Origin of the sequence: Flavobacterium sp., assembly GCF_024710485.1 — a bacterium.
Taxonomy (GTDB): Bacteria; Bacteroidota; Bacteroidia; order Flavobacteriales; family Flavobacteriaceae; genus Flavobacterium.
Genome location: NZ_JANJUQ010000023.1, coordinates 101750 through 115840, shown reverse-complemented (window position 1 = coordinate 115840; position 14091 = coordinate 101750). Strand labels below are relative to the sequence as shown.

Sequence of the window (14091 nt, the reverse complement as noted above, 5' to 3'; positions counted from 1 at the left end):
TGTATTAGTAATTGGTTTTTTTTAACTTTACCCAAAACCAACTGCTATGAAAAAACTATTACTCTCTTTTTTTGGATTTTGTTGTACCGTAATTACAGCCCAAACTGTAGGCTTACAAAGTTTTGCCTCCGGATTTTCTTCACCGGTTGAAATTGCCCATCCGCCAAACGATGCTCGTTTGTTTGTGGTACAACAAAGCGGTTTGATTCGCATTTTAAATCCGAACGGCACCATCAATACCACTCCTTTTTTAACCTTAACCGCTTCCACGATCTTATCGGGTGGTGAACGAGGATTGTTGGGTTTGGCCTTTCATCCCAATTATGCTTCCAACGGCTATTTTTATGTGAATTATACCCGTGCCGGTGATGGCGCAACAGTTATTGCCCGCTACACGGTTTCTTCCGATCCTAACATAGCCGATGCCTCCAGCGGAGTGGTTTTACTGACCGTGAACCAACCTTTTAGCAACCATAATGGCGGTTCGATTAAGTTTGGTCCCGATGGTTATTTGTACATTGGCATGGGTGACGGCGGCAGTGGCGGTGATCCCGGAAACCGAGCACAAAATATTAATGAGAATTTAGGTAAAATGCTCCGAATTGATGTGAATTCGGCTTCACCTTACGGTATTCCGACAACTAATCCTTATGTTGGCGTAGCCGGTAATGATGAAATCTGGGGTATTGGATTACGCAATCCTTGGAAGTTTTCATTCAACCGTTTAAACGGTGATTTGTGGATAGCCGATGTAGGACAAAATGCGATTGAAGAAATTAACAAAGTTCCTGCACCGCTTCCCAATACAGGTTTGAACTTCGGGTGGCGTTGTTATGAAGGAAATATAGCTTACAACACTACCGATTGCCCGGGATATGCATCTACTCATGCACCAATTGCTGTGTATTTGCATGGCACCACCAATCGTTGTTCCATTACAGGTGGTTATGTATATACCGGCTCTACTTATCCGAATTTTGTCAACAAATACTTTTTCGCCGACTATTGTACCGGAGAAATCGGTTGGGTAACCCCTGACGGAACGATAACTTGGAATTACAACGGCCCGAATTTGATAACCACTTTCGGAGAAGACAAAGACGGGGAAATTTATGTAATTATGGGCGGTGTAGTTTATAAAATGGTAGACAGTAGTTTATCCGTTAATGATTTCGGGAACAAGGGCATTCAACTCTATCCGAATCCCGCTAAAGAAGAATTGTATCTTAAAAATGAAAACAATCATGTGCTGACCTTTGTAATCATAACCGACCTTACCGGTAAAGTAGTTTTAGAACAAGGTTTGGACACTCTGGAAAACCATCGTTTTTCAGTGGCCTCTTTAGCCAAAGGAATTTATTTGGCTACCGTTAAAGGATTAAACGGCACCATGTTCCAAACCAAACTCGTCAAGGATTAATCCAATGAAGCAACTGTTCGGCATATTTTTAATAATGGTCATTTTGGGTTTAGGGTATTGGTACTGGAAAAAATCTTTACCACTATCCAGTCAGTCCATACCCATTTCCGACGATGATGTACAAAAACGACGGTATACTAAAATACGTGAGATTGAAAAGTTTATCGAGAACAATCCGAAATACAATGAGGCAATAGTTTTTTTGGCCGACTTAAAAATCATGTCGGGTAAAAACCGATTCTTTGTTTACAATGTAAAGAAAAACCAATGCATCGATCAAGGACTAATGGCGCATGGTTCCGGGTCAGAAACCGGTATTGAAGGTAAATTACATTTCAGCAACATCCCCGATTCGCACACTACATCGTTGGGGAAGTATGAAATTGGACGCCACTATACAGGGAAATTCGGCAAAGCTTATAAACTTTTCGGCCTAGACAAAACGAACGATAAAGCTTTAGAAAGATTTATAGTGTTGCATCATTATGAGAAAGTACCTCATGAGGAACAATTGAGTCCGATATGCAATAGTTTGGGGTGTCCAATGGTGAATGAGACCTTTTTTAATCGTTTGGAAAAAATTATTGACACCTCTGAAAAGCCGATACTATTGTACCTCTATTATTAATCAGGTTTGGTCTCGTTTCATTTGTGCAATTTGAAACAGCAACTCTTGAATTCGATGTTCTTTGGAGCGGTTATCCGCAATCAGAAAATGAATTTGATTCATCACACTATCTTCAAAGGCATCGTGTAGCGTACTAAGTGAATTTTGGGATTTGACTGACGGGCTATTGACTTTATTAAGGTCTAAAAAATGGTCAAACCCAACTTCAAAAAACTGACAAACTTTGTGCATGAGTACAAAATCGATAGACTTGTCTTCATTGCTTTCTATATTACAAAGTTTCGATTGGGATATTCCCAAGATATAAGCCAACTCCATCTGTGACATTTTCTTGCCTTCTCGCAATTTTTTGATTTTGATTCCTATTTCCATAATTATTACATTTTGACTTAACACAATTCATTTTTAAATAGAAATTTACTACAAATATATATAGTTTTGACTGTATTTATTTGTTAAATTTTAATTTTATTTATTTATGAATGTAAGAATTTTGTATTTTTGGGGAATCCTTTCCTTAATGCTTTGTTCATTACAAGGCTGTCAAACAGAAGAACTTTATGTTAAAGAGAAAGGATTAGGGCAAAAAAGCGGTATCACAACCGAGTATTTGAAAGGTGCTGAGGCAAAACGAATTGCCAATGTACTGAAAACTAAGTTTCAAAACTTAGGGGCAAACAGTCAACAACAATCTTTATTAAGAACCGATTACGAGACAATTGATTACAGCAGTATCCTATTAGTTGTTGATTCATTAGGGGTTAGAAATTATATTTTTAGAGTTACTAATCATCCCGAAGATGATTATAAAACCTTTCACAATTTGGTCATGACTGACAAAGAAGGAGAACTCGAATTAACATTGATGAAATATGCCATGACGGATGTATTTGCCCAAGAGTACCAGGAACAACTTAAAAAGCTCCAAGAGTTTCGAGGAACCATAACGTCTAAAGGCATGTTGCAAACAAATCCATGCGAAGACCTTATGGCTGACTTTACGAATCCTGTCATTGATGATACTGAACCTGAAAGTGGCGGTGGCGGAATGGGTGGTACCGTAGGAGATTATCCTACCGGAAGCTCAGGAGGAGGAGGAGGAGAAGGTGAGTATGGCGGATCGAGCAATACAGGTTGTACTAAAGTTTATTTAACAGTACTCTGCCAATGCAGAGAGTCCTACTCAAGTTGGGAATCTTACTTGGCTTCAGATTGTGGTAACGGACGTTATCCCGGATATAGTGTAACCTTGATTGTAAGTTATGAAGATGTTTGCCAAACGGGACTCCTTAGGTGTGCACCTAGTGGAGCGATTGGGGTGTTAGGCGATAAAGGCGATTGTAATACTTCAAAAGAAAAATTAAAGTTGATGTTTCCAAATACTCCTGACATTACCTTAGAAAAAATTGCTCAATATGTTAATGAGTATGGAAAAGAATTTGGCATTGATACAAAAGAAAAATTACAACACTTCTTATCTCAAGCAGGACATGAAAGTACAAATCCAATAACTGGAATAGAATTTGGAACATTTACTGAAAATTTAAATTATCGAGTAAGCAGATTAGGCACAGAAGATTATTGGGAAAAATACTTTAATCCTTTATCAAATCCTAACGCAAATCCTAACAAGGCAAATCCTAATGATTATGTAAATACTGCAAATAATACTTTTGTTAATCATGAAATGTTTGCAAATTATGTTTATGATGATGCTAACAGAAGTCCTAAATCAAAATTAGGAAATACAAACTATGGAGATGGATATAAATTTATTGGCAGAGGAATCTTTCAACTAACAGGAAGAGACAATTATACTTCATTTAATATGTTTTATCAAGAAAATTATGATAATACGGTAAATTTAGTCGAAAATCCAGAACTTATTGCTTCCGATATGAAGATAGCTGTAATTAGTGCCTTATGGTATTTTAAAAATAACGTTATAGACAAATTAGGCTCTCCTATCAATAGCCTAACAACATCTAAAAAAATAACTTTGTTAGTAAATGGAGGAACAAATGGTTTACAACATAGAAACTCCTTATTTACAGAAGCAAAAAATTTTATAAATTGTTTGTAAGACTATCTAGAGAATATTATAAATCTAAAATAAAAAAATCATGAAAATATTAACTATTACTTTATTGCTGCTTTCTTTTGGATTTGCAAGCGGGCAAACAACATTAATAGAAAGTGAAAGAGCAAAAATCAATGGCACTTGGGTAATTGAAAATGAAGTTGCAAATGTATGGACATTTACCAACAATAATTATTGCGAGTGGAGATTAAATGGAGAAATAATTGGACAATTTACATTTTCTATAACTAGCGAGTTTTCTCAAAACGGAATTGAACATACATATTTAAAGTTGATAAATATTAATAACTCAAACGAAGTTTATGAATATGCAATTAATAGTATAGGAAATTATAAGATGACCTTGGCAACAATTGCACCGAAAGTAAGTTATAGTCATTTTATTAAACAATAATATTAAATGTAGAATTTTAGCTTAAGACTAATCTTGAATAATATTCAAGTTTGAATAAACTCTGGAGGATTATAAAAAAATCTCCAGAGTTTAAATTAGAAATGATATAAATTTCAAAAAAATAAAACGAAGTTTGAGAAATCGAAAAACTCAACGATTGTCTATAATTTAGTCAACAATTTACATTTATTACTAAAAGATATTTATAAAAAAATAAAACTATTTTTTTATGAAATACAAAAAGTAAAGCCCCTGATTGTGAGGTTCAACAAGATTTTCACAGAGGTAAAAAAGTAAAAAAACTGAACAGTTCTTCAACAGAAATTAATTTTTACGCCCTCGTATCAAGTATACAAATAGTGTAACAAACTAAATTCACTAAATCATGAGACCTTTGAAAACAAAAATTAGAATCATAATTGCTGTTGCAATTTGCTCGGTACTCTCTTCCTTTACTAACAACCCAAGCCAAGAAGCCACAATCATAGGCTCTTGGATTTCCGAGGCCGATAGCAATTACAAAATGGTGTTCAACGGAAATACTTGTACTTGGGTATATTCGGGACAGCCCAATGTTACATATACTTTTACTTTGTCAAACACCTCTCCTCAGTGTGGTGAAATTGTACCTGTCACTACAGAGTTGAATTATCTAAAATTGGTTAATCCCAATAATAATCAGGAACAATATTGTTATGAAATATATGGCTTGTCTGAAACTACACTAACGTTGAGACCCGTTGATAAAAGTGGATTTATGGTTTTTAACCGTCAACCTTAGAATGAATGAACTGTCATAACCTCAGTAGTATTTTCCATACTACTGAGGTTATTCTACAAAACTTAGAAATGATACATCATGAAAGCTACACTAAAAAACCTTATCATCGCTTCAGCCATTCCATTCTTACTAAGTCTGGCAGGCTGTGCCAAATCCAAAGAAATTACCGGGACTTGGTATTGGAAATCTGCTACCGGCAATACAGAACTCTATTTGGTTCAAAAAGGAAAGCAAATCACCGGAAATTACTGTAGTAGTTTCGGGAACGGCTCAAAACTCGACTGCAAAGAAACCGATGCTGACAATGCTATTTCGCTTAATTTAATTACTGAAAATGTTTATGAAGGTACTGTCAAAAGTGGCATAAATGATGCAGTAATAAATATCAGAATTATATTAAAACCCGATAATCAGTCCTTGTATCTAGAACAACTGTCACAGCCCAATGAAGAATATTACCTACCGAATAAGGCAACTTTTACATTGAATTAAACTTAAAAAAACCTATTGTCATGACAAAAGCACTTTTCTTTTTATGGTCCGTCGGAATGATTTCATGTACCGTTAAAAACGACTCTTTAACCTATGATGACTTGAATATCAATGGTGTTGTATTACAACAAACCACTAATTCAATTGTCGAAAAAATGGGAAACCCGGATACCATCAGTAATTACGAGAATGAAATGGATAATGAAACTTGGAAAGATTACCGATACAAAAACAATTCATTGTATTTCTATGAAAACAATTTGATAGGTTTTGAATTGCGAAATGAGCACTTCTATTTTTACAAACCGGAAATTAAAGTGGGCAGCAACATTGATATAATTCAACCTTTTTTTCCAAACTCCTATAAAAATAAAGGATTTGTCAATGGATTAGGTTTCATAATTATCGACATTGAAAACGGAAAAGACAAAAGTTCCGATTCATTTGTAGTATTGAATTATAACACTTCCACCAATAGCATTACTTCCATTCATTTGGGTTCAAAATAAACGAATCAAGGCGCAGGATCAGGAAATACCGCTTGAATTTTGTTAATTTCGGCAACAACTTCAGCAGAAAGCACAGTGTTAAAAGCCGCTATGTTTTCCTGGAGTTGTTCCATTTTAGTGGCCCCGATAATTGTCGACATTACAAAGTTTTGTTGGTACACAAAAGCCAAAGCCATTTGGGTTAGAGTCAGACCATTATCCAATGCCAACTGCTGATACAATTGGGTGGCTTTCCAACAATTCTCACTGGCATAGCGCGTAAACTGAGGAAACAAGCCTAAACGAGAATCCGGTTGCAAACCGTTCAAATGTTTCCCGGTTAAAAAACTAAAAGCCAATGGGGAATAAGCCATCAAACCAACATTCTCACGCATACAGATTTCCGACAATCCTACTTCAAACAAACGATTCAATAACGAATACGGATTTTGGATAGTGGCAATTCTAGGTAAACCATGCTTTTCACTCTCGCTTAAAAACTTCATTACACCATAAGGGTTTTCATTGGAAACGCCGATATGTCGAATTTTACCCTCTTTAATCAAACCGTCATACACTTGTAACACTTCCGCAAAATTATCTTGCCATTGGGTGTCAATTTTCGAAACACCTCGCTGACCAAACATGTTCATCACACGCTCCGGCCAATGCATTTGATACAAATCGATATAATCCGTTTGCAGGTTTCTCAAACTCAACTCTACCGCTTCATGTATGCTTTTCTTAGAAAAGTTTAAAGGCTGACGAATATACTCCATACCTCTATTCGGCCCGGCTATTTTAGTCGCAATTACCAAATCTTCACGCTTTCCGGTTTTTTTAAGCCAAGAACCAATATACCTTTCCGTCGAACCTAAAGTAGCTTGTCTCGCTGCAATCGGATACATTTCGGCAGTATCAATAAAGTTTATGCCTTGCTCTACGGTATAATCCAATTGCGCATGTGCGTCACTTTCGGTGTTTTGCTCTCCGAAAGTCATAGTGCCCAAGCAAATTTTGCTGACTTTAATATCGGTATTCGGTAAAGTAGTATAGTTCATTTTGAATGGCTTTTTTGCACCGCAAAAGTAGCGCATTGAAGTCGTTTTTTAGTTTCGATTAACAGATTTTTTGGAAACGTACGGCATAAAAAAAGGTTCCAAGTCGTAACTCAGAACCTTAGTAGCTCAGCGCCTCAGCACCTATCTCTTAAAACTCATTCAACATCTTGGAAATTTCATCCAATTTTGGTGTCAAAATAATTTCAATTCTGCGGTTTTTGGCTTTGCCTTCCGGTGTATCATTACTCATCAACGGGGCAAATTCTCCTCTACCCGCTGCGGTTAAATTTTTCTTTTGAATACCGGCATTCTCACCCAAAATATTCACAATCGCTGTGGCTCTTTTAGTCGATAAATCCCAGTTATTTTCTACACCGCCACCAATAGCGCCGTAAATTTTGTCGTTGTCGGTATGCCCTTCAATCAACACCGTAATATCAGGATTTTGAGCCAATACTTTTCCAACTTCTACTACGGCTTTTCTTCCTTCGGCACCAACTGCCCAGCTTCCGGTTTGGAACAATAATTTGTTTTCCATAGAAACATAAACCTTACCGTTCTTTTGTTCTACGGTTAACCCTTTCCCTTCAAAGGCATTGAGCGCTTTGGATAAGGTTTCCTTCAGCTTTTTCATGCTGGCATCTTTGGCCGCAATCATGCTTTCCAATTCGTTCAGACGCTTGGTACTAGAGGCCAATTCATCTCTCAATTTATTCAAACGATCTTGCTCTGCCGCCATGGCTTTTTCTTTGGCCTCCAATTGGGCAAGCAACTCACGATTCTTGTTCATGTTTGAGGCCAAAGCATCGTTGCTGTTTTTCTCCAAAGCAGCGTACGATTCTTGTAAAGCCTTTAAATTATTAGTGGTTGCCGTACAATCGGCTTGTAATTTATCGCGGTCGGCTTTCAATTTGGCCAATTCAGCCGTAAGCGATTTGTTAACCGAGTCAAACTCGGCGTTGGCTTTGTGCAACTCATCTACCTCATCGGCTAACGAACGATTTTCCTTTTTTAAATCGGTGTACTTGTTCTCTAAATCATTGTAAATTTTCTTAGACACACACGACGACATAACCGTCAACATTGCGATTCCTAAAACTACTCTTTTAATCATTTTATTTATTTTAAGGCTGTTTTTACTTATTCAATTTCTACCAAAACCGGACAATGATCGGAATGTTTGGCTTCGGGTAAAATTACCGCTCTACGCAAACGGTCTTTTAAAGGTTCGCTGGCCAAACAATAATCAATTCTCCAACCCTTATTATTTGCTCTGGCATTAGCACGATAACTCCACCAACTGTAATGATGAGGCTCTTTGTTAAAGAATCGGAAAGTATCGATAAATCCACTTTTCATGAATTTGTCCAACCAAGCGCGCTCTTCCGGCAAGAATCCCGACACAGTTTTGTTGCGAATCGGATCGTGAATATCAATGGCTTCGTGACAAATATTGTAATCGCCACAGATAATCAAATTTGGTATTTCCTTTTTCAAATTATTGATGTATTCCTGAAATTCATCCATGTACTGGAACTTGTAATCCAAGCGATCCATATTGGTTCCCGAAGGCAAATACAAACTCATCACCGAAAAATCGTCGAAATCCACCCGCAAGTTTCTGCCTTCAAAATCCATGTGATCAATACCGGTGCCGAAAACTACTTTGTTGGGTTTTATTTTAGACAAAATAGCCACGCCACTGTAACCTTTTTTAGTCGCCGGAAACCAATAGTGATAAGGATAGCCGGAAAGTTCCACGTCTAACAACGGGATTTGGTCTTCGGTGGCTTTGATTTCTTGGAGGCAAATCACATCGGGGTTGGCTTGCTGCAACCAATTCAAAAATCCTTTTGAAATCGCCGCGCGGATGCCGTTTACGTTATAAGAGATGATGCGCATTAAGCTTTAGATTAAATTCTGTTGCATACTGTTCAACCGAATGGTCTTGGGTCAAAAATAGACAAAAAGCCAAACATTTGAAACCCAAAAACCTTAATAAAAAATTAAAGTTTCAACCGTGTTTTCCACATTTTCTCAAGGCTATTTCAGCAGAATTACTATCTTTGTTTCTTACTCAAAAACGAACGGTATACATGGGTTTAGTTACTGCTAAAGAAGTTGCAAAAGCAATAAACGCTGATAAATACGGGGTTTTCGGAACTTTTTGTGGCTGGTTACTAATGAAAGCTTTGAAAATCTCTACCTTGAATAAAATCTACGACCGCAACAAACATTTGAGCGAAGTAGAATTCCTAAACGCTATTTTGGACGAGTTTCAAATTAAGTTTGAAATTCCGGAAGATGATTTAAAACGATTGCCGAAAGAAGGTCCGTACATTACCATTTCCAACCATCCGCTGGGTGGTATTGACGGTATTTTGTTGTTGAAGTTAATGCTCGAAAGAGAACCGAATTTTAAAATTATCGCCAATTTCCTGTTGCATCGCATCGAACCGATGAAGCCTTACATCATGCCGGTTAATCCGTTCGAAAATCACAAAGATGCTAAGTCGAGTGTCATCGGCATCAAAGAAACGCTGCGCCATTTGAGCGACGGCAAACCTTTAGGCATGTTTCCTGCCGGAGAAGTATCGACTTACAAAGACGGCAAATTGGTAGTAGACAAAGCTTGGGAAGAAGGCGCCATTAAAGTGATTCGCAAAGCGCAAGTTCCGGTAGTGCCGATTTATTTCCATGCCAAAAACAGCCGCTTTTTCTACTTCTTATCGAAAATCAATCCAACGCTTCGTACCGCCAAATTACCCTCGGAATTGCTAACCCAAAAAGACCGCGTAATTAAGGTGCGTATCGGGAAACCGATATCCGTAGCCGAGCAAAACGAACACAAAACCATTGAAGAATACTCGGAATTCTTGCGTCGTAAAACCTACATGTTGGCCAATTCTTTTAACGAAGAATCCAAATTGTTGAGCTCGCAAAACCTCAATTTGAATTTGAAAACACCTAAGAGTCCGAAACAAATTGTAAAACCGGCCAACCACGACAAGATTTTAGAAGAAATCGAAGTATTAAAACAAGGTGATTACCGTTTGTTACAAAGTAAAAACTACTTGGTTTTTTTAGTAACTGCCGATAAAATCCCGAACATTTTACACGAAATCGGTCGTCTGCGCGAGATTACTTTTAGGGCTGTAGGCGAAGGCACTAACGAATCCATCGACTTAGACCAGTACGATAATTATTACCATCACATGTTTTTGTGGGATGATGAAACCCAGCAAATTGCCGGAGCCTATCGTATGGGATTGGGCGCTGAGATTTTCCCGAAATACGGCATCGAAGGCTTTTATTTACAAGATTTGTTCCGTTTCGAACCGGAGTTATACGACATGATGTCGAAGTCCATCGAAATGGGTCGCGCCTTTATTGTGAGCGATTACCAACAAAAACCAATGCCGCTGTTCTTGTTATGGAAAGGCATCGTGCATACCACCTTACGTTATCCTGAACACAAATATTTGATTGGCGGCGTAAGCATCAGCAATCAGTTTACCGAATTCTCCAAATCGTTGATGATTGAGTTCATGAAGTCGCATTACTACGATCCGTATGTAGCGCAATACATCAATCCGAAGAAAGAGTTCAAAGTAAAATTGAAAGATGCCGACAAGGATTTTGTATTCAATGAGACGGAAGCCGATTTGAATAAATTCGACAAAATCATTGATGAAGTCGAGCCGGGCAGTTTGCGTCTTCCGGTATTGATTAAAAAATACATCAAACAAAACGCGCGAGTGGTAGCGTTTAATGTAGATCCGTTATTCAACAATGCTGTCGATGGCTTGATGTACATTCGCATTGCCGACTTACCCGAAAGCACTGTAAAACCGGTTATGGAAGAATTCCAAGCCGAATTGGAACGCAAAGAGAAAAATTACAAATAGAAAAAGCCGGTAGTGACTACCGGCTTTTTTATTGAATGGCAAATTGGATTATTCTACTCCAATCTGACTTATGTTTTCTGAACCATCAGCTTTTGGGTCCGGACCGTATTTGTTTTCGCCTACGTCTCCATTCGTGCAAAACATAACAAGCAACCAGATGGCTAAACCAAGAACAACCACTAAAGCAATAATCATTCCTACTCCAAAACTTTCAGGAGAAGCACCACCTGCTAAGGCTGTCAAGCTTGCTCCTACCATAACAAAAGCAGCAATAATTATGGCTAAGTAAATAATCACTAATAACCATCCGCTTTTCCCAATATCATGTAATCTTCGGAAAGAAACAGCTAAGCCCGGAATAAAAACTGCCAAACTATAAACGGTATTCAAACCAATGTCTAAGTTTAACATTTTGTCAATTGCGGTAGTGATTAAAGAAAAAATAACGTTAAAGAGCGTAAAATACCAATACTCTGATCTTCTGGCTCTGCCATTAAAATTGGCGTAATTTTCAAATACAACTTTCTTGTACCAATCAAACATAAATAATAGTTTTTAGTTAGTCCTACTCTTAAGGATTTTCGGTTACTCCGTTGGTTAATATTCTCAAATATACAGAAATTTTGTAATAAATTTAATTAGTAATAATTTATTGATATAAAATTCCAACCCAAAAAGCAACCCCGGTTAAAAACCTTTATCTACTCTTGCTGATCTCTTCTATAAAACACCGTTACCGACAATAACAACAAAATACCTTCTACCGTAAAGAAAAACAATGGATTGAATACTGTTTGAGCAATATAACTGCAACCCAATCCAAAAGCCAACAAACCAATACTCAGGTACAACACCTGCAAACGAGCTACGTGCTTTCCTTCTTTGACAGGTTTAGCCAAAAAGAATAACCAAATGCTCGACAGTAACATCATTACGGAGGAATACAACCAAATCATTTGCATGCTTTGTGCTGCCGCAGGTTGAATCTCTCCTTTTTGAATGTGCTCCAATACAGAAGGCATTCCTAAAAATGCGTGTGGGAAAAACTGAATAAAAGTCAGTAACCCTACAATCACAACTAAGTAATAACTAATTTTGTTCATAAAACGCAACGATTTTATCCACTATCGTTTGGGCCAATTTTTTATGACTTTCAAAAGTCCAGCCCGCAATATGTGGGGTTAACAATACATTTTCCGCTTGCAGTAAATACTCAAAAGCCTTGGGTTTTTCGGTATCGATGAAAAGATTTTCAAAGGATAATTTTTCGTATTCCAAAACGTCTAATCCGGCGCCAAGGATTTTACCCGATTCCAACGCAGCCACCAAATCATCGGTCAACACATTTTTCCCCCTTGACGTATTGATCAACCAAAAAGGGTGGGCAAAAGCGTCGATAAATGGAGCATTTACCATTTTATCCGTTTCCGGTGTCCACGGAATGTGCAAACTCAATACCTCCGCTTTGGCTTGCAATTCGGCTAACGAAACTTGACGCGCATTGGCATCGCCTACATTGGGTAAAATATCGTAACACAAAACGGTAACGTCAAATCCGCGCAGCTTTTTGGCAAACGATTTCCCCATATTGCCATATCCTATAATACCAACGGTCTTACCTTCTAACTCATACCCTCGATTGCCTTCGCGTATCCATTGGCCTTGGCGCACCAAACGGTCAGCCCTGTTGAGTTTGTTCATTAACGACAATAACATCCCTAAAGCATGTTCCCCAACGGCATTGCAATTCCCTTCGGGTGCCGCAATCAAATGAATACCTTTAGCTTCAGCATAGTCACAATCAATACTTTCCAAACCGGCACCGACTCTGGCAATAAACTTGAGATTGGTGGCTTTATCTATAAAATCTTGGTCGATTTTAAACCGACTCCGAATAACAATCCCTTGATAATACTGAATTTTAGCTTCGATTTCGCTTTTAGACGATGTGAAATCGGCTTCATTCTGAAACCCGGCTTGTTCAAGCTGTTCCCACAACAGTGGATGATTGCTGTCGATGTGTAATATTTTGATGTTTTGATTAGGCATAAGCTTAAATTGAGAAGTAAAGATAAGATTTATAGTTACAGCTTGTAAAGCATTTTTTAATACACTAACGGTCTTCAGCCGAATCATTTATGACTGATTGATTATCAGAATCATACGTTTGTAAAAATGTGACTGAAAAGTTTCCTGCTCTTTATGATTGTAATCATAAAATTAACAAGTGTTTAATACTGAAATTTGTATATGAATTTTTAACACTTCCTATCATGAAAAAATTATTTTTAACTGCTCTCGCTTTTTCCCTACTGATTGCTTGCGGAAAAAAAGAAAAAGAAACTGAAGAATACAACCCTGCAGCCGACCCGTCTGCTTCTCAAACAACTGCCGCTGATCCTGCTAGTTACGATCCTAAAAGAGGTGAAGGTAAATTCACTACTGTAGAGCTTGGCGCTTCACTTGATCAAGCCATGGCTACTAAAGGAGAAGAAGTATCCGGAGTAAAATGTACTTCATGCCACAAAATGACCGATGAAAAATTGGTTGGTCCGGGATGGAAAGGCGTAACCGAAAGAAGAAGACCGGAGTGGATTATGAACTTTATTACTAATCCTGACCCAATGATTGACAAAGATCCGGAAGTACAGGCCCAATTGGAAATCTGTCTGGTTCGTATGCCTAACCAAGGATTAAGCGATGATGATGCTCGTCACATCTTAGAGTACATGCGTAAAAATGACGGTGTAAAATAAACCAAAACCTGAGATTGGTTAACCCGTGAAAGTGCTGACCAATCTTATTTAAATCAATAATA

At 37.7% G+C, this 14091-nt stretch carries 16 protein-coding genes; 9 read left to right on the top strand and 7 right to left on the bottom strand.

Annotation, left to right across the window (positions count from 1 at the left end):
• Positions 1–46 precede the first annotated feature (46 nt).
• Positions 47–1420, top strand: coding sequence for a PQQ-dependent sugar dehydrogenase (locus Q0M21_RS05700; RefSeq protein WP_295335509.1), 1374 nt, complete (start codon positions 47–49; stop codon positions 1418–1420).
• Positions 1421–1424: 4 nt separating this feature from the next.
• Positions 1425–2048 (top strand): murein L,D-transpeptidase catalytic domain-containing protein, encoded by a 624-nt coding sequence (locus Q0M21_RS05695; protein WP_295335507.1) that lies wholly within the window; start codon positions 1425–1427, stop codon positions 2046–2048.
• Here Q0M21_RS05695 and Q0M21_RS05690 read toward each other — a convergent pair whose 3' ends face one another.
• Positions 2049–2420 (bottom strand): helix-turn-helix transcriptional regulator, encoded by a 372-nt coding sequence (locus Q0M21_RS05690; RefSeq protein WP_295335505.1) that lies wholly within the window; start codon positions 2418–2420, stop codon positions 2049–2051.
• Between the two features lie 106 nt (positions 2421–2526).
• On the opposite strand from Q0M21_RS05690, the gene Q0M21_RS05685 reads away from it, so the two are divergent.
• The 5 genes from Q0M21_RS05685 (at position 2527) to Q0M21_RS05665 (ending at position 6325) form a co-directional block, all read left to right on the top strand.
• The gene (locus tag Q0M21_RS05685; RefSeq protein ID WP_295335504.1) at positions 2527–4131 is read left to right on the top strand and encodes a hypothetical protein; all 1605 of its coding nucleotides are present in this window, start codon (positions 2527–2529) and stop codon (positions 4129–4131) included.
• A 40-nt stretch (positions 4132–4171) separates the two neighbouring features.
• A complete protein-coding gene (locus tag Q0M21_RS05680) occupies positions 4172–4543 on the top strand; it encodes a hypothetical protein (RefSeq protein ID WP_295335502.1) in 372 nt (123 codons plus the stop codon).
• 394 nt (positions 4544–4937) lie between these two features.
• Positions 4938–5324 (top strand): hypothetical protein, encoded by a 387-nt coding sequence (locus Q0M21_RS05675; protein WP_295335500.1) that lies wholly within the window; start codon positions 4938–4940, stop codon positions 5322–5324.
• 78 nt (positions 5325–5402) lie between these two features.
• Positions 5403–5816 (top strand): hypothetical protein, encoded by a 414-nt coding sequence (locus Q0M21_RS05670; RefSeq protein ID WP_295335498.1) that lies wholly within the window; start codon positions 5403–5405, stop codon positions 5814–5816.
• 20 nt (positions 5817–5836) lie between these two features.
• Positions 5837–6325: a hypothetical protein gene (locus Q0M21_RS05665; protein ID WP_295335496.1), complete on the top strand. Its 489-nt coding sequence runs from the start codon at positions 5837–5839 to the stop codon at positions 6323–6325.
• A 5-nt stretch (positions 6326–6330) separates the two neighbouring features.
• On the opposite strand, the gene Q0M21_RS05660 is transcribed toward Q0M21_RS05665, so the two are convergent.
• The 3 genes from Q0M21_RS05660 to Q0M21_RS05650 form a co-directional block, all read right to left on the bottom strand.
• Complete coding sequence (locus Q0M21_RS05660) at positions 6331–7365, bottom strand: NADP(H)-dependent aldo-keto reductase (protein WP_295335494.1); 1035 nt, start codon at positions 7363–7365, stop codon at positions 6331–6333.
• A gap of 148 nt (positions 7366–7513) precedes the next feature.
• A complete protein-coding gene (locus Q0M21_RS05655) occupies positions 7514–8479 on the bottom strand; it encodes an OmpA family protein (protein WP_295335493.1) in 966 nt (321 codons plus the stop codon).
• 26 nt (positions 8480–8505) lie between these two features.
• Positions 8506–9267, bottom strand: coding sequence for an exodeoxyribonuclease III (locus Q0M21_RS05650; RefSeq protein ID WP_295335491.1), 762 nt, complete (start codon positions 9265–9267; stop codon positions 8506–8508).
• Positions 9268–9461: 194 nt separating this feature from the next.
• Here Q0M21_RS05650 and Q0M21_RS05645 point away from each other — a divergent pair, with 194 nt between their 5' ends.
• Positions 9462–11273: a lysophospholipid acyltransferase family protein gene (locus tag Q0M21_RS05645; RefSeq protein ID WP_295335489.1), complete on the top strand. Its 1812-nt coding sequence runs from the start codon at positions 9462–9464 to the stop codon at positions 11271–11273.
• A gap of 48 nt (positions 11274–11321) precedes the next feature.
• Here the strand turns inward: Q0M21_RS05645 and Q0M21_RS05640 are convergent, their stop codons facing one another.
• From Q0M21_RS05640 to Q0M21_RS05630, 3 genes are all read right to left on the bottom strand, one after another.
• The gene (locus Q0M21_RS05640) at positions 11322–11816 is read right to left on the bottom strand and encodes a DUF805 domain-containing protein (RefSeq protein WP_295335487.1); all 495 of its coding nucleotides are present in this window, start codon (positions 11814–11816) and stop codon (positions 11322–11324) included.
• 158 nt (positions 11817–11974) lie between these two features.
• On the bottom strand, positions 11975–12376 hold the full coding sequence (locus tag Q0M21_RS05635) for a hypothetical protein (RefSeq protein WP_295335485.1): 402 nt from the start codon (positions 12374–12376) through the stop codon (positions 11975–11977).
• Positions 12363–13322 carry a 2-hydroxyacid dehydrogenase gene (locus Q0M21_RS05630; protein ID WP_295335483.1) on the bottom strand — a complete coding sequence of 320 codons (960 nt, stop codon included), beginning with the start codon at positions 13320–13322 and terminating at the stop codon, positions 12363–12365. Before Q0M21_RS05630 ends, Q0M21_RS05635 begins: the two co-directional genes overlap by 14 nt.
• A gap of 224 nt (positions 13323–13546) precedes the next feature.
• On the opposite strand from Q0M21_RS05630, the gene Q0M21_RS05625 reads away from it, so the two are divergent.
• A complete protein-coding gene (locus tag Q0M21_RS05625) occupies positions 13547–14029 on the top strand; it encodes a c-type cytochrome (protein ID WP_295335481.1) in 483 nt (160 codons plus the stop codon).
• The last annotated feature ends 62 nt before the right edge of the window (positions 14030–14091 follow it).

What these genes read in the sequence shown, in the direction of transcription:
- Q0M21_RS05700 (WP_295335509.1), top strand. Translation starts at nt 47, where the DNA reads ATGAAAAAACTATTACTCTCTTTTTTTGGATTTTGTTGTACCGTAATT.
- Q0M21_RS05695 (WP_295335507.1), top strand. Translation starts at nt 1,425, where the DNA reads ATGAAGCAACTGTTCGGCATATTTTTAATAATGGTCATTTTGGGTTTA.
- Q0M21_RS05690 (WP_295335505.1), bottom strand. Translation starts at nt 2,420, where the DNA reads ATGGAAATAGGAATCAAAATCAAAAAATTGCGAGAAGGCAAGAAAATG.
- Q0M21_RS05685 (WP_295335504.1), top strand. Translation starts at nt 2,527, where the DNA reads ATGAATGTAAGAATTTTGTATTTTTGGGGAATCCTTTCCTTAATGCTT.
- Q0M21_RS05680 (WP_295335502.1), top strand. Translation starts at nt 4,172, where the DNA reads ATGAAAATATTAACTATTACTTTATTGCTGCTTTCTTTTGGATTTGCA.
- Q0M21_RS05670 (WP_295335498.1), top strand. Translation starts at nt 5,403, where the DNA reads ATGAAAGCTACACTAAAAAACCTTATCATCGCTTCAGCCATTCCATTC.
- Q0M21_RS05665 (WP_295335496.1), top strand. Translation starts at nt 5,837, where the DNA reads ATGACAAAAGCACTTTTCTTTTTATGGTCCGTCGGAATGATTTCATGT.
- Q0M21_RS05660 (WP_295335494.1), bottom strand. Translation starts at nt 7,365, where the DNA reads ATGAACTATACTACTTTACCGAATACCGATATTAAAGTCAGCAAAATT.
- Q0M21_RS05655 (WP_295335493.1), bottom strand. Translation starts at nt 8,479, where the DNA reads ATGATTAAAAGAGTAGTTTTAGGAATCGCAATGTTGACGGTTATGTCG.
- Q0M21_RS05650 (WP_295335491.1), bottom strand. Translation starts at nt 9,267, where the DNA reads ATGCGCATCATCTCTTATAACGTAAACGGCATCCGCGCGGCGATTTCA.
- Q0M21_RS05645 (WP_295335489.1), top strand. Translation starts at nt 9,462, where the DNA reads ATGGGTTTAGTTACTGCTAAAGAAGTTGCAAAAGCAATAAACGCTGAT.
- Q0M21_RS05640 (WP_295335487.1), bottom strand. Translation starts at nt 11,816, where the DNA reads ATGTTTGATTGGTACAAGAAAGTTGTATTTGAAAATTACGCCAATTTT.
- Q0M21_RS05635 (WP_295335485.1), bottom strand. Translation starts at nt 12,376, where the DNA reads ATGAACAAAATTAGTTATTACTTAGTTGTGATTGTAGGGTTACTGACT.
- Q0M21_RS05630 (WP_295335483.1), bottom strand. Translation starts at nt 13,322, where the DNA reads ATGCCTAATCAAAACATCAAAATATTACACATCGACAGCAATCATCCA.
- Q0M21_RS05625 (WP_295335481.1), top strand. Translation starts at nt 13,547, where the DNA reads ATGAAAAAATTATTTTTAACTGCTCTCGCTTTTTCCCTACTGATTGCT.